General features: G+C 56.8%; 10 protein-coding genes and 3 pseudogenes. 7 read left to right on the forward strand and 6 right to left on the reverse strand.

Annotation, left to right across the window (positions count from 1 at the left end; genetic code table 11):
• Positions 1 to 33: 33 nt before the first annotated feature.
• The 3 genes and pseudogenes from tnpC to P9292_RS02270 all read left to right on the forward strand — a co-directional run.
• Positions 34 to 1,548 (forward strand): annotated as a pseudogene (gene tnpC, locus P9292_RS02260) (IS66 family transposase).
• Positions 1,549 to 1,562: 14 nt separating this feature from the next.
• Positions 1,563 to 2,051 (forward strand): hypothetical protein, encoded by a 489-nt coding sequence (locus P9292_RS02265; RefSeq protein WP_309853124.1) that lies wholly within the window; start codon positions 1,563 to 1,565, stop codon positions 2,049 to 2,051.
• Positions 2,052 to 2,296: 245 nt separating this feature from the next.
• Positions 2,297 to 3,193, forward strand: a pseudogene (locus tag P9292_RS02270) (YihY/virulence factor BrkB family protein); the annotation flags it as partial.
• A gap of 1,707 nt (positions 3,194 to 4,900) precedes the next feature.
• Here the strand turns inward: P9292_RS02270 and P9292_RS02275 are convergent.
• The gene (locus P9292_RS02275; RefSeq protein ID WP_404989494.1) at positions 4,901 to 5,446 is read right to left on the reverse strand and encodes a low affinity iron permease family protein; all 546 of its coding nucleotides are present in this window, start codon (positions 5,444 to 5,446) and stop codon (positions 4,901 to 4,903) included.
• Between the two features lie 157 nt (positions 5,447 to 5,603).
• On the opposite strand from P9292_RS02275, the gene P9292_RS02280 reads away from it, so the two are divergent.
• Together P9292_RS02280 and P9292_RS02285 are read left to right on the forward strand one after the other, a co-directional pair.
• Positions 5,604 to 6,407, forward strand: coding sequence for an alpha/beta hydrolase (locus P9292_RS02280; protein ID WP_309853118.1), 804 nt, complete (start codon positions 5,604 to 5,606; stop codon positions 6,405 to 6,407).
• Between the two features lie 2 nt (positions 6,408 to 6,409).
• The gene (locus P9292_RS02285; protein ID WP_309853114.1) at positions 6,410 to 7,960 is read left to right on the forward strand and encodes an ATP-binding protein; all 1,551 of its coding nucleotides are present in this window, start codon (positions 6,410 to 6,412) and stop codon (positions 7,958 to 7,960) included.
• 1,217 nt (positions 7,961 to 9,177) lie between these two features.
• Here P9292_RS02285 and P9292_RS02290 read toward each other — a convergent pair.
• The 4 genes from P9292_RS02290 to P9292_RS02305 all read right to left on the reverse strand — a co-directional run bounded on the left by P9292_RS02290 (position 9,178) and on the right by P9292_RS02305 (position 11,136).
• The gene (locus tag P9292_RS02290; RefSeq protein WP_309853110.1) at positions 9,178 to 9,447 is read right to left on the reverse strand and encodes a DUF1488 family protein; all 270 of its coding nucleotides are present in this window, start codon (positions 9,445 to 9,447) and stop codon (positions 9,178 to 9,180) included.
• Between the two features lie 17 nt (positions 9,448 to 9,464).
• Entirely contained in the window at positions 9,465 to 9,689 is a 225-nt protein-coding gene (locus tag P9292_RS02295; protein WP_309853107.1) for a DUF6723 family protein, read from the reverse strand.
• Between the two features lie 360 nt (positions 9,690 to 10,049).
• Positions 10,050 to 10,616, reverse strand: a complete 567-nt coding sequence (locus P9292_RS02300) for a hypothetical protein (protein ID WP_309853102.1) — start codon at positions 10,614 to 10,616, stop codon at positions 10,050 to 10,052.
• Between the two features lie 124 nt (positions 10,617 to 10,740).
• Entirely contained in the window at positions 10,741 to 11,136 is a 396-nt protein-coding gene (locus tag P9292_RS02305; protein ID WP_309853099.1) for a DUF2721 domain-containing protein, read from the reverse strand.
• Between the two features lie 284 nt (positions 11,137 to 11,420).
• On the opposite strand from P9292_RS02305, the gene P9292_RS43090 reads away from it, so the two are divergent.
• The gene (locus P9292_RS43090; protein ID WP_404989493.1) at positions 11,421 to 11,813 is read left to right on the forward strand and encodes a response regulator; all 393 of its coding nucleotides are present in this window, start codon (positions 11,421 to 11,423) and stop codon (positions 11,811 to 11,813) included.
• A gap of 740 nt (positions 11,814 to 12,553) precedes the next feature.
• On the opposite strand, the gene P9292_RS02310 is transcribed toward P9292_RS43090, so the two are convergent.
• Positions 12,554 to 12,736: a hypothetical protein gene (locus tag P9292_RS02310; protein ID WP_309853096.1), complete on the reverse strand. Its 183-nt coding sequence runs from the start codon at positions 12,734 to 12,736 to the stop codon at positions 12,554 to 12,556.
• Between the two features lie 1,016 nt (positions 12,737 to 13,752).
• On the opposite strand from P9292_RS02310, the pseudogene P9292_RS02315 reads away from it, so the two are divergent.
• Positions 13,753 to 14,402, forward strand: a pseudogene (locus P9292_RS02315) (sensor histidine kinase); the annotation flags it as partial.

A 14,402-nucleotide genomic window follows, 5' to 3' on the forward strand; every position in this document is an offset into this window, starting at 1 on the left:
TAAACGTCGCGCGAGTTGGGCATCATGGTTGACATGCTGCCCGCCGCCGTCACTGCCGGGGATCTGCCACTGGAGCTCGAGGCCCTGCAAGCCTTTGCACTCGAACAGAATCGGCTCGCGTGCGTGTTGTGGGAGCAACTGGATAGCCTTCAGCATCAGATCGCGCAGCTCAATCGCGCTCGCTTCGGCGCGAGTTCCGAGCGCCTGGCGGGTCAGGCCGAGCTGTTCGACGCCGCCACAGATATTCCCGTTCCCCCCGAGTCCGCGAAGGTTCAAGTCACAGGGCACACCCGGAAAGGACGCCCCGCGTTGCCAAAGGACTTGCCACGCACGCGCATCGAATATGACCTGAGCGACGAACAGAAGGCCGCATTCGACGCGCTTGAGCGCATCGGCGAAGAGCGTAGCGAGACGCTGCATTACGAGCCGTCAAGGCTCACGGTCATCGAACATATCCGCTTCAAGTATGCAGCGAAGAAGGATGGCGAGTCGACCATCGTGACGGCGAGCGCTCAGCCCTCGCCGCTGCCCAAGAGCAATGCGAGCGCGAGTCTGCTCGCGAACATTTTGGTCAACACCTACGTTGATCATCTGCCATTGAATCGGCAAGAGATGCGCTATGCGCGCCGTGGAATTCACCTGCCGCGAGCCACGCTGTGCGAATGGAAGTTAGCCGCAGCAGAATTGCTTGGCGTGCTTATGCCTCCGCTGCGTGCGCACCAGTTGCAGGCGCCGCGCATGCACGTCGACGACACGACGCTGCCTTTGCTTGAGAAGGGCCGCAAGACCACCCGCACTGCGCGATTATGGGGCTAACTGGGTGCGGGCCAACGCGAGGAGAACGGCGTTTGGCTCGATCACCCTCCGGCGGTCGTGTTCGAGTTCGCTGAATCGCGCGCGGGCTCGCATCCGCAGGGTTACCTCAAAACTTACAAGGGCTACTTGCAGGCCGACGCATACAGCGGGCACGAGGCCCTCTACGAAACCGGCGACATCATCGCGGTCGGTTGTTGGGCGCATTGCCGCCGTCGGTTCTTTGAAATCGCCAAGACCCAAAGCAAGCCGGGACTCGCGGCACAGGCGCTGCAATGGATCGCACAGCTATACGCCATTGAGTCGCGAATCAACCATCAGACCCCTGACCGCAAATATGCGGCGCGGCAAGCTGAGGCCTTACCGGTACTTGCAAAGTTCCGGCAATGGCTGGAAGGCAACGTCATTGGCTTGCCGACTCAGGCACCCCTCGCCAAAGCGTTTGGCTACGCGTTGCGTCATTGGCAAGCGCTGATTCGCTACACAGAGAGCGGAGTTCTGTTACCCGACAACAACGCGTTGGAACGCCAAATCCGGCCGATTGCTCTTGGAAGAGTCAACTGGACCTTCGCGGGCTCCCCGCGAGGCGCTCGTGCGACGGCCACAATGTATTCATTGCTCGGGACGGCTCGCTTAAACGGTTTCGAACCGTATGCATGGCTGAAGGAAACACTGGAAAAGTTGCCGTCGTATCCCGTCAATCGCGTGCATGAACTGCTGCCGCTTGCCCGCTAATTACCCCAACATTCATGGACATCTTGGACTCCCTTCGGCAGGCCCCCAGCGCTGAGTTGTATCGCCTATATCTGACCATCGGCAAAATGCTCGATGACCCGCGACGCATTCTTGAAGTCCGTCAACGACTGCACATTGGGATGACGGTCCGATACATCGGTGACAATCCGTTGGGACCGCCTTTGGAAGGCACTGTCACCGAGCTGCGACATACGCAAGCGGTCGTACAGGACAACGTGACTCGCCGCCGATGGGCAGTGTTGTATGCGGCGATTCTCCTCGATGCCACCGCAGCCCCAACTCAAAAGGAAGCGCCGCCACCTCGCTCGCGCCCCGAAGAGTTCTTCATCGGCGACACCGTGGGATTCACCGACAAACATCTGAACGAGCGTGTTGGCACCGTCGTCAGACTCAATGCGAAAACGGCGTCCATCGCCGTGACAGATTCCGAAGGACACTGGCGCGTCTCATACGGTCTACTGCGGAAAATCCTCGTTATCTGATGAACTCCTGTCAACACGGGATGCGCTGACGCATACGACCTAATCGAAGTGAAAACTGATTGACTCGAGCCAGGTCGCCGAATGCAGTTACATAGGCGACACTCCGCAACCTTGCGTATTCGAGTTGCGCGATCCAGTTGAGCCGCGCGCCACGACCGCTGCGGGGTTTTGCGTCCATTGGCTCCCGAACCTACATAGGCATCGAGAATGCTATAGGCACAAGTCACCGACGCAAGGAGCCAGCAATGAATTCGAAGTCCCTTTTAGGCCGGGCGAGTGCATGGCCCACTCGGATGTTCAAACGCTTTTCAGCAGATCGCGGTGCGCCCATGGCGGCCAGCATTGCTTTTTATTCTGCGTTCTCGCTCGCGCCGACGCTCGTCATGGTGATTGCGGTGGCGGGGCTTGTATTCGGCGCGGAGGCAGCGCGTGGCCAACTTTTTGGTCAAATAAGTGGAATGCTTGGCAAAGATGCGGCCGCGAGCGTTCAGACTATCGTGGAGCATGCTCACCGGAGCGGCGGCGGGGGCGTCGCTGCCTTGATCTCGTTCGCGCTGTTAGCCGTCGGTGCTTCAGCTACATTTTCTTCTCTGAACACTGCTTTATCGATTATTTGGCCGGCCAAAGAGCGCCCTAAGTCGGGCGTGACGGCGCTTGTCAAAATACGCCTGATTTCCTTTGGCCTAGTGATGGGTGTCGCGTTCCTACTCGTGATATCACTCGTCTTAGATACTGCTTTACAAGCTGCAGGGAAGTGGGTTTTTGGAGCGTCGCCTTTAGTTATTTTGACCGACGTCGCGCAATTTGTGATTGGGCTCGTGATATTGTCATGCGCCTTCGCTGCATTGCTTAAATATCTGCCTGACGGGCCTGTACCCTGGCGGGATGCAGTGGTCGGTGGCAGCATCGCCGCTGTTCTCTTTTCGATCGGCAAAAAGCTCTTCGCCCTGTATCTGACACATGCTGGCACGGCCAGCGCGTTTGGAGCCGCCGGATCGCTGGCAGTCTTGCTGATGTGGCTTTACTTCGCTGCCGCCGTTCTGTTGCTTGGGGCGGAAGCGGCTGCATCGCGCGTTGAACAACGAAGCGGTGAGACCCTTGAAAACGGCGCAGCCACGGATAAAGACCGCAATAGCCGCGATGACAGCGCCGGCTCCCCGGCTTCACGAACGTTGGGCACAGCGGCGCCCATGTCAGCCGTGCCGCTTGCGCAAACATCTGCGAGCATGGGACGGGTGAGACCGGACGAGGGTGCCCTAGAACGCGCTGCACGGCCGGCTCAAATCAACCCCGTTAGATGGGCGTTGGCGCTTGTCGGGGCCGGCCTCTTCATCGTTATTCGGGCCCCCAAGCGTTTGAGCCATAAATAGCGCGTTTCGTATTAAGCGCCAAAGTAGGTCGGGAGCGGTGCCTCCGGTGATGCCTGTGACCTTCCATCCTCGTCGAGCTAGAGTCCCGAGGAGTTCGTGCACAACTCCGGGCGCAAGACAACAACGCGGCTAACCTTGCTGATCGGGTTGTGCTCGTTCGCTGCGTTGTTCGTCGCTTCCAACCCTCAAGCACAAAGCGAAGTATGGGAACGGAAGCGCGAAATGCGTAGAACCTAGCTTGCTCCTCGATCGGAAACTCCTTGGGACGTTACTGGAACACGCTCCGGCGACTTCACCTCTTTCCGGCATCGTTTCCGACTTGCTGGATTGCGCCCTCGAAGACACGCGGTCAGCACGTGGCATAGCAGGGCGAGCCAAAGCAGTGCAACCCGCTGGATGAGTAGTGGCGTTGCGCCGCTCGCAGGGATCGGGGATGGGGATAGATTACAAGCGGCCCCCGCGTGAATAGCCCGATTTATAACGGACGAGCTTTAACTTCACAACCGCGCAGGCCGCGCGCGGTTGTGAGACATCAGCGCCGCATGCTTGAGGCGGCGACCCGTTACGGCGGGGACGACGACGCGGGATAACCGAGCTTGGCTGCAGTACTCATTCAATAAGGTAACAGCCTGTTGAAGTAAGTACGTCGCATCGTCGCCTCTGTGGCATTGTAGCCGGATGCGATTTGGTATGCTGCTTGGTCAACGGGTGCCAACAGCTTCACGCTATCGGGCAAGTTATAGCGTTAGTTGTGCCACCGAAGGTTCAACATTGACGGATGTTGCGGGAACAGCCACTGATCCTGGCAAAAGTTCATCCGGATAGCCGATCAGTGCGCTGCTTCATTTCACTATTGGTCACCAGCGCGTCGTCGAAAATGTTTCCGGCGAGGGGGGTGATATGAATTCAAGTAGTTAGGATTTATGCAGCAGGAGTATCTCGTCGATGGCAAGCGGTTAACATTTCAACATTGGACGTTAGCCGCCAATAGGGAGCGCCAAGCTTTGACGGTTTGCGAGAGGAAGCATGCTGAGACCGCTAGTACGCGCTTCGCGGGTTGCATCTGGTTTGCGCCGCTCTCCGGCGCACGGCATAACGCGGAACAAGCCAAGTCGGTCACAAGAGCTTTTCGCCATTGACAAGCGTATGCTGACCTCATCCTCGGCCCTCAGGAAGAATCATGCGTACGCAAACATACCTGAGGATCTACTGCACTTCTTGCGGCTTTTGGTCCGGCTGCATCTTCATCGATGGTGTAGCGGTGAAAGGCATCTTTGGATGCCGGAGTCCATACGAGGTGGAGAGCTGGGCCAAGGACTCTGTCTATCGGCTTGATGAGATCACGATTGAGTCCCATTGAATTGACTGCCCCCGGACCGGAGCGGTGGTGGACCGGCCAAGGGTTAGTCTGCACGCTTTGCTGCGAAACCCTCCTACAATCGAACCACACCGTGACCGGACGTTTAACTAAATGTCTTTTCAGGACGACCTTTCGTTCACGGATCGTGCTCTCGTCTCAGCAAGCCGACGCGCAATGTCGGCAGCCGCGCCAAAGTCGTCGCTAAGATGCCGCCGAGCACTTTCTTCGTCGGCGGCAAGTTTTAAGTAAGCGGCGGCGAGTTTTCGCAGCTCGTCCTCCGACGCGTCTTCGATTCCGATCAGTTGATTATTAGCTGACCGGTGTGACGCCAGCAGCTCGTTAAGTTTCAAATGGACGGCGACGCTATCCTTATTCGCGCTCTGCTGGATCAGAAAGACCATCAGGAACGTGACGATGGTGGTACCGGTGTTGATCACCAACTGCCAATTTTCTGAAAAGTGGAACACGGGTCCTGAGACAAGCCAGGCAATCACGGAAACGACCGCGAGGCCAAAAGCGAGGGGTGATCCAGCCCAACGCGTAACAGCACTTGCAAAATAATCGAAAGCTCGAGCGATAGGATGCCGATTGGCGTATGCCGGCGTGGACGTAGTCGGTACGGTATACATCGGTTCGGCTTCGACAAACGGGTCGTTTGTTTTCATAGCGGTTTGGGCTGTTGGATCCGCACTAATTTAAACTGTCAAGCTTTCGGCCATCCTACAACGGGTAGGGCACGGACGTTCCTCCGGTGGCAGAAGTCGAAAAGTTTCTTAGCGAGCGCATATGAAATAATCCGGGGTTGACTTTCGGATAGCTTCTATGAATCTCAAGACGCGCAACAATGTCCATATCCAAGGAGCGGGACCTGTCACGCTCGTTTTCGCACATGGCTTCGGCTGCGACCAGAACATGTGGCGCACCTTCGCGCCGACGTTCGGGAAGGATTATCAAACGATCATGTTTGATTTAGTCGGCAGCGGGAGGTCAGACTTGTCTGCTTATGACCGCAACAAGTATGGTTCGCTTCGCGGCTACGCGGGCGACGTGCTTGAGATCGTCAATCAGTTCGCGAGCGGCCCGGCAGTGTTTGTAGGGCACTCTGTCAGCGCGACGATTGGCATGCTCGCGGCCATCGAATCGCCGAAGAAATTTGCGGCGAACATCATGATTGGCCCGTCTCCCTGTTTCATCAATGACGGCGAGTACGTTGGCCGGTTCGAGCGGGACGATATCGAAGAGATGCTCGAAACCTTAGAAAACAATTATCTTGGTTGGGCGGGGTCAATGGCACCGGCCATCATGGGCGCTCCCGAGCGGCCTGAGCTCGGGCAAGAACTGGCGAACAGTTTTTGCCGAACGGATCCGGACATTGCTGCCCACTTCGCGCGGGTCACGTTTCTTGCCGACCATCGGCGTGAGCTGAGCAGTGTCACCACTCCGACGCTTATCATTCAATCCAACGATGATTTACTTGCCCCGGTTGCGGTCGGTGAATACATGCACAGGACCATTGTCGGCAGCACGCTTGCCGTCGTCGACAATGTGGGGCACTGTCCGCATTTGAGCGCGCCCGAGCCCAGTGGGGCTGCAACGCAAGCGTTTTTGCGCGGTTTAGGCCTCTGAAGATGGAACCCACCCCTGGACCGTCTGGCTCACTGAGCGACGCTTTCGAGCACGCGCCGTGCGGTCTCATCACCGCCGCGACCGACGGGACCATCACGCGTGTGAATGCCACGTTTTGTCGTTGGTTGGGTCTTGAAGCCTCGGATTTGGTCAATCGTCAGCGCGTGCAGGACCTCCTGACGATGGGCGGCAAAGTTTTTCACCAGACTCACTGGGCGCCGTTACTGCAGATGCAAGGGTCCGTCGCAGAAGTCAAACTTGAATTTCGTCACCGCGATGGACACAAGGTGCCGATGCTGATCAATGCATCCCGAAGGACGCTTGAGAATGGTCAGATTGATGACCTGGCCTGCATAGTCGTGCATGACCGTCATAAATATGAGCGCGAGCTTCTCCGCGCTCGCAGGCAAGCCGAGGACGCTCTTGAAGCAAAGAGTAGGGCAGAACATGCCCTGCTCCTTGCTAATCGCCACAAGGACGAGTTCTTGGCGACGCTTGCTCATGAACTGCGCAATTCACTGGCACCGGTCCATGCGGCTGTAAGGCTTCTCGCCACCAAGAAGGTCTCTGCGCAACAAGCCGAATGGTCCCGCGGCGTGCTGGAACGCCAGGTTACGCAGCTCGGAAGGCTTGTCGATGACCTTCTGGATATCTCGCGTGTTGCGGAGGGCAAGCTTGAGCTGCGCCTAGAGCGCGTCGACATTGCCGAGGCAATTCATGGTGCAATCGAAGCCGCAAATGAGCTCGTTCAAGCGAAGTCTCACCAGCTCACGACGAAACTTCCGAGCTCATTGGTATATGTCGAAGCAGACCCGACCCGACTCACTCAGATCATCCTTAACCTTCTTAACAACGCTGCGAAATACACGCCGGCTGGAGGGAGGATCGAAGTCGAAGCATGGCGTGATGATGGCGAAGTAGCAGTCACCGTACGTGATTCGGGCATCGGCATCGCGTCCGAGAGCCTCTCGACGGTGTTCAGCATGTTTTCACAGCTGCCATCAGCCCGCTCACATGCACAAGGTGGCCTTGGTATCGGGTTGTCTCTTGTGCGAGCGTTGACTGAGCAACAAGGCGGAAAGGTGACTGCGGCAAGCGCGGGAGTGGGGCTAGGCAGCGAATTCACGATCTTCTTGCCGCTCGCTCCAGTTCAAACCAATGAGCAGGACAGCGAGGAGGTGCTACCGCCCACGGACCATAAGCAGCGCCGCGTTCTGATCGTCGATGACAGTGAAGACGCAGCGGTTAGCCTTTCGATGCTGCTTGAAACCGATGGACACGTGACCGCAACTGTAAGTAGCGGCCAGGCTGCTTTGCGTTCAATGTCCGATTTTCAAGCCGATGTTCTGCTCATCGATATTGGCCTGCCGGACATATCCGGCTATGAAGTCGCCCGGAAACTACGGCTCGGGGCTCCGAGCGGAACACTCTTGCTTATCGCGCTTACTGGCTGGAGCCAGGAAGCGGACCGTCAGGCGGCATTCGATGCTGGCTTTGATCATCATTTGGCGAAACCAGTCGTTTACGATCGTCTACTCGCGCTGCTGGTGTAATCTGGACTGACTGTTGCTTGGAAAAAGTGAGCCGCGTGGTCCACCGCAATAGCAGGAAGTATCATACGCCGAAAATCTTGCTCGGCGACGATGAACTTGCAGATGGAATATACCTACGATACGCTTTAGCTGGCTTCCCGATGCAGTCTGGCCGAGACCGGCTTAAATTCCGACGGATGACGGGATCACTGTCAATTTAGGCGACGACGAGCGCGCGGCAATCGCTTTCGCGCACGCGGTTCGTCCTGGCGCCGACATTCGAGTGCTGCCTGCCGCAGAGTGACTGCCGCACTGAGCGATGGTCTGATCGCGAAGGGAAGGGAGCGCCCAGCTTTGCCGGGTCGCTAGAGGGACGCATGCGGAAACTGCTGGTACGCGCTCCACGCGTTGCGTCCTATTCGCGTCGCTCTCCGGCGCATGGCATAACGCGGAACAAGCCAAGTCGGTCACAAGAGCTTTTCGCCATTGACAAGCGTATGCTGACCTCATCCTCGGCCCTCAGGAAAAATCATGCGTCCGCAAACATACCTGAGGATCTACTGCACTTCTTGCGGCGTTTGGTCCGGCTGCATCTTTATCGATGATGTAGCGGTGAAAGGCATCTTTGGATGCCGGAGTCCATATGAGGTGGAGATCTGGGCCAAGGACTCTGTCTATCGCCTTGATGTGATCAAGATTGAGTCCCATTGAACCGACCCGGTGACCCCCATTTGACCATGCAGCGACGGACTGACCCGCGAATCTACAAGCCGACAGCACAGGGGCAAGTTGGCTCGCGCCCGTCCCAAGCGTTGTCTGATGCCACTGAGGTGCACGACAGCATTTCCAGCAATCGATACAGATTGTATAAGCGCGTCCCAGGCGGCTACCGAGTCTTCGAGGTCGCCTTCAATAACGAAAAAGCGAGGTGGAGATGGGCTGCTCGGACAGGATGCGATAAGCGCGAGCAAGACACCGCCGCGCCCCAAACGTTCGCATCGAAGCGTCTTGCCGTCATCAACGCAAAGCGGCAGTTGGACGGGGACTTTTGGGTGATGACCACTTGGACCGACTCGATTCGGACCGCGTTTCATGATTGGGGAGGCATTCTCCGGATACGTGAAGTCTTGGTGATCCATTGGAACCGACGACCGCGCCGGAGGTAACAAGATCGAGAACGCAAGAAGAGCGCAAACATCTTCGGCTGCGCCTAAGTGGTCGCCGCCCAGACGGTCATCTCATCTTCTGAGAAAGTCCGTCGGCGTCAGGCGAATCATGTCGGAGCTAGCAACCAGAGACTTTCGTTCCGCCATCGCGCGGATGCGAGCATAGCCGTCCACAAAGCACTGCCGTATGCGTTCATCGTGAGCCGGTAGGTCGAGCCAAAAGCACTGTTGCAACGCCCCTAACAAAATCACGCACTCAACCCGCCGACCATCTTTGAGTATCGCGAACTCGACTCCATCCCGGGTCAGCTGAAACTGAGATTCGCTCGGAGCCGCTTTCATAGAGACGTCGGTAACCGTTATAGCTCGGGATTTGCAATATCGCCGTCAACGATCTTTCGACCGATTTGCTGGGCAGCTGCGAGCGCCTCGTCCGGTCCCGTGTAAGGGCCGATTGGCGAAGCGCCATCAAACGGATATAACAGCTTGGAATCCGTCTTACGCACCACCTTCAACGTGCCGTGAAAGCCGCTCGCGCGAGTGCCGCGGTAGGACGCATAAACAGCAAAGTCGTTCTCGGTCAAGCCGGCCGCCGGTGCGACAGATTTGAACGGGAAGAGAACTAGCTTTGGGCGTTTTCCGTTGCGCATAGCACCGTTGAATAGACGAACAGTTCGATGTCAGCAAAAAATGTACCAAAAGGAATTGGACAGACGCGAGATACTCGCCAACTGTGCGTGCTCGCGTGGACCGCGCCCGCTGCGGTCGCACAAGCGCGCGTGAGCGTGGCTCCATTGAACAGATCTGTGGCCGATCTCGCGTCATTGCTCGACATTTCCCGGCGTCGTCAACGAATTTGTGCCTCGTGGGCCTTTCAAGGGCGACGAGCCGCCAGTGAACATAAATGAACACCTGTGCACCGCACGCTGAACAACGTCAGCGTCCTAACCTCGCTTGCGTTCTTGCTCGGGGTGCCAGCCCAATACTGTTTCGAAGTGCGCCCGAAAGGGCGTGCGGATGCTCGCCGGTGTCTGGCGAATATAAGCTTCGGCGCGCGTCCGTTCGTCGCCATGCAGTGACTGCAGGTAGGCAGTTGCTTCATCCACGCTCGGTACTCGACCGTTGTGACCGCGCGACTTTGCTGGCAACGCCGTCCAGATGACGGCGTCTGCCCCGGTGCCGTCCATCCATTCGGTCAGCGTCTGAGATTGCTCGTATTCAATACCCCCAGGGCCCGGAATACTGCCAATCCATTCGTCAAAATTCGCGCGGATGTCTTCGCGGATCCGCAACGCTTCTCGTGCCGAGCTAAGAGAATCAACAAGAACCGGTGCCCAAAAAGTTGGTTGTACCGGTGCGCCCTCAAGCACGACGAGACTGATAATCTCCCCGTCCGAATGTCGGGCGTACTCCAAGGGTAGAAGCGGGCCGCCGTCGCGCCATTCGCCGACGATTGGGAAGCCCTTTAGATTCCACAAAAGCGAACCCCAAGCGACGCAAACAATATTCATTCGGATTCATCTGTCAAGGAGTTACCGATTCGGATTTTACTTATCTGGCTGTACTCCGGCTTTGCGTGCAACATCGGGGAGATCTTTCACTTCGCTGTGCAGCACGTCTATCACGCACCGGTTCTCAAGGATCAGGTACGACGCGGCCCAGCAAGAGCGCAAGCCCGCTGACCGTAGACGCCGCGCCTAGATACTTCAAAGGCGGCCAATCGTCGCCGATAATGGTAACGATTGTTCCGGAAAGCAAGGTGAAAATCAGCATCATTGCCGCGATGGCGCCGATGACGGTCGCCCGTTGCATCTGCTCGCAGCGGCGCTTGTAAAGCGGTATCTGTTCGGCGACGTGCCGCCGCCGGTCATTGCTGGTTTCCGTCGCACGGTATTCGGTGACTAGCGTTCGGTACCGGTCAAAGGCGCCTACGAATTTTTGACCCAAAAGTTGTAGGAAAATCCAAGAGGCAAACACGAGGCTCGCCGTGGGTCCGGCCGTATCGAGAACGTCTTTCAGCTGAAATGTCATTGACGTCGTCCGCCAGGTTTGTCGCAATAGACTCAGCACATGTTATGCCGACGAACGACACAGGCGTCCGATACGTGACGAGGCGGCCGTTGGGCGAGTGAAGGAGGTAACGATCGAGTTCATTTATTCAAACACTCGGTTTTCGCATGGGCAAGCCGACGGGCTATTTCGGCAGCGGCACTTCGAATTAGCGTTTGCGGGCAAACCCTTAAGCAGCAAATACGCCGCTCGTACGGGAACTCGCTGTGCTACCTTTTGTATGTTCATAAGCAAACCATACATCGATGCCGTCCTCTAGCACTTCTGCGCGCCGTTGGACCAGTCGTTTCGTGGTAAGCCGCGACAACAGCCTGCGGGTGCTGGTGGTGGACGATAATGCGAATGCCGCGGACGCTTTTACCGCGTATTTCGGACTATTTGGCACAATTTCCAAGGCTGCCTACGGGGGTGCAAGCGCTATTTGCACAGCGTTGGAGTGGGTGCCGAATGTAGTTTTCCTCGACATATCGATGCCCGAATTAGACGGGTTTGCGGTGGCGCGACGATTCAGATCCGAGCCTCTGCTCAAAGACGTCGTAATAGTCGCCCTAACTGCGCACGACGAGGCCTTTGTTCAGCAGCGGGCTCCGGCAGGCGACACGGCTATTGTCAGAAAGGCAACCCTGCGACTGCGTTAGTCGAATTGCTTGAACAGCTCACCGCTGAAGTCTGAAAGCGTACACCTGCAAGGGGCGGGCTGTCGCGCTGGTTGCCGTCGCGGTTGACGGATCATTCCCGTCGCCGGCGTAAAGCAAGGTCGCTAACAATCTGCCAACGTCTAGCGCCTTGACAAAGTGGGAGTCGAAGCCTGCTGCCAGCGCGTTTTCTTTATCTTGCTGCAGGCCGTAACCAGTCACCGCGACAAGGACTGCACCGGACGCTGATTGCTGCTTCCCCAATGCAGCGTGGGGACGCCATCTCAAAGCAGACCTTTCGGATGGTCGGCGTTGCTGCGGAACTGGCGGCGCTCCCTTCACATCCGGATCACTGAATTTCACCATGAATGGTCGAAGGGACTCGGCCTCTACCTTGCACTCGTACGTCGTTGCAAAGAAACGAGCGTTCGCAACCTTGCATTTGATTATTTTGCAGTCGGTCTGGTGTCTGGCGCGAAGTCTGTTTAAGCGCGCACGGCTGTGTCGTCCTCGCAGCTGCGGTCAGAAGAAGCGCTGTATGAGAAAAAGCAGCGCGGCACTCGCAGTCATTGCGGCGAGACATCCGACCACAAGAAGGCTGCGCGGCCAACGTCTAAGCCGCTCGATCTCTCTAAAGTGAATTTCGATCGCTTGTTACATCCGCTCGCCTGAGCGCTCCCATTCGGATTTCATCGTGCCTCCGCTTCGATGAGTTTTGGGAAGGCCCGCCGAATGCACGGAGATCACCCATCCGAAAGATTCGACAGCTCCTTCAGCGACAGTTCGAGGATTTCCGCCGCATCGGCATGTAGTGCCGCAATCTCTGCGCCCAATGAAATGCCCGATGGCATTTTGCGATTGTCTGCAGAATCGCGAAGCACTGTCATAGCCAGCCGGAGTGCATCAACGAGATTAAGATTGTTCAAGCGCCCCTCCTTCGCGTATGGGGACGAACAGTTTGGATACCCAATTAGGGTGCCGCACTATATTTTATAGTCCGGATTGTGCGGTTCGAATAACCGATTACGAACCGTTCGCTTGCAAATGCGTCCGAGGCGGGTTAGACCAGTGTGGAAAACTAATGATTGCGAGCATTGCATTCCTATACTTATGCGCTCAATTCCTCGTAGGAAACGGACTCTAAGCACTGCGCGCACGTCGCGGGCAGAGCACAAGGACGTGGCTCCGACGCACTTGCGATTCTTCTCAGTGCGACTACTCAACGTGAGGATGGGATGAGATTAGAGGACGGTGTTGTAATGGTGCAAGCGCTGCGCCGAGCAATGATTGCTAACGAGATCAAGCACGACGCGGTTGCACTACAAATCCTCGAACTCATCAGTAACATTGGGCGGCTCGAGCCAAGAGATCCGAGAATATCCAGTGCATTGGTCATCGCGCGCGCAGATGTTGTCCTCAAACGACCATTACTCGCGTTAGATCGCGTGGAAGCTATTGTAGCGGCGTGGCGCTAGGTGATGATCGGTGATTTGGATGGAAGCGAGAGCCGGTCGGCATCAATCAGCGCCGTGTAACGTCTGAGCAGGCGCATTACGATCAGCCGGGCAGGCTCTCCCAGTTCCCCTGAAGATCGTTCCCGTGCAAGCAGATACCACTTACTTTGCCGCAATGATGAAATAACACGTAGCAAGTTCTTTCGCAGCCCTCATAATCAAGATTCGGGGCCGCGTGCCCAGAAGGTTCACTCTGCCGTGACTCGACCCGACATCGGCCGCGCACTGCAAACCCGCGACTAGCGTTGGTATGTGATTGAAGTCGTGCGCAGGTCCGCTTGAGCGCTGGTGGAGCGCTGCTCTTTGGTTTAGATCGCTCGGTCAATTTTGAGCATCGCGCCCCGCCACTCGCCTCGTTATGGGCAAAGCCTTCGCATTTCCGCGCCGTAATTAGGCCGACTGACATGCAGACGGCCTCAAGGACAAGAATGTTGCACAATTTCCTTTCGAACAATCGTGCCATTATCCTGGAGAAGTGCCGGGAAAGATTGGCAAATCGTCCCCTTCGCGCGGCGTCCAGGGACCAACTCCAAAATGGCGTGCCGCTCTTCCTAGACCAGTTGATTACGACGCTTCGTTTCGAGCAGAGCGATAACTCGCTTGGCGGTCAAGCATCGTCCGGTCCGCCCAGCGGCGTCGTCACGGATTCCGAAATTGGAGCATCAGCCAGCGAGCATGGATGCGTACTCCATGCATTGGGTTACACGATCGATCAGGTCGTGCACGATTATGGCGATGTTTGTCAGGCTGTCACCACGTTGGCGCATGAGCGCGACGTTCCCTTCAAGGTCGAAGAATTCAGGACGATGAATCACTGCCTTGATACGGCAATAGCAAGGGCCGTGATGGAGTTCAGCTATCAACGCGGCAAAATCGAGAATCAGGAGGAACCGCGGGGTCTTAAAGAACGGATAGAAGAACTCGCGGATGAAATGCGGAATGCACTGGGTAACGCGACGATGGCCTTCCAAGCGGCCAAAGCCGGCAACCTAAGTCTGTCAGGCGCTACCGGAACCATGTTAGAACGCGCCCTCGCTACGATGCGCAAGGCAATCGAATCCTCGATTAAGGAAGCAAG

Origin of the sequence: Caballeronia sp. LZ001 (genome assembly GCF_031450875.1) — a bacterium.
In the GTDB taxonomy this organism is placed as follows: Bacteria; Pseudomonadota; Gammaproteobacteria; order Burkholderiales; family Burkholderiaceae; genus Caballeronia.

What these genes read in the sequence shown, in the direction of transcription:
- P9292_RS02305 (WP_309853099.1), bottom strand. Translation starts at nt 11,136, where the DNA reads ATGACATTTCAGCTGAAAGACGTTCTCGATACGGCCGGACCCACGGCG.
- P9292_RS43090 (WP_404989493.1), top strand. Translation starts at nt 11,421, where the DNA reads ATGCCGTCCTCTAGCACTTCTGCGCGCCGTTGGACCAGTCGTTTCGTG.
- P9292_RS02300 (WP_309853102.1), bottom strand. Translation starts at nt 10,616, where the DNA reads ATGAATATTGTTTGCGTCGCTTGGGGTTCGCTTTTGTGGAATCTAAAG.
- P9292_RS02285 (WP_309853114.1), top strand. Translation starts at nt 6,410, where the DNA reads ATGGAACCCACCCCTGGACCGTCTGGCTCACTGAGCGACGCTTTCGAG.
- P9292_RS02275 (WP_404989494.1), bottom strand. Translation starts at nt 5,446, where the DNA reads ATGAAAACAAACGACCCGTTTGTCGAAGCCGAACCGATGTATACCGTA.
- P9292_RS02290 (WP_309853110.1), bottom strand. Translation starts at nt 9,447, where the DNA reads ATGAAAGCGGCTCCGAGCGAATCTCAGTTTCAGCTGACCCGGGATGGA.
- P9292_RS02265 (WP_309853124.1), top strand. Translation starts at nt 1,563, where the DNA reads ATGGACATCTTGGACTCCCTTCGGCAGGCCCCCAGCGCTGAGTTGTAT.
- P9292_RS02280 (WP_309853118.1), top strand. Translation starts at nt 5,604, where the DNA reads ATGAATCTCAAGACGCGCAACAATGTCCATATCCAAGGAGCGGGACCT.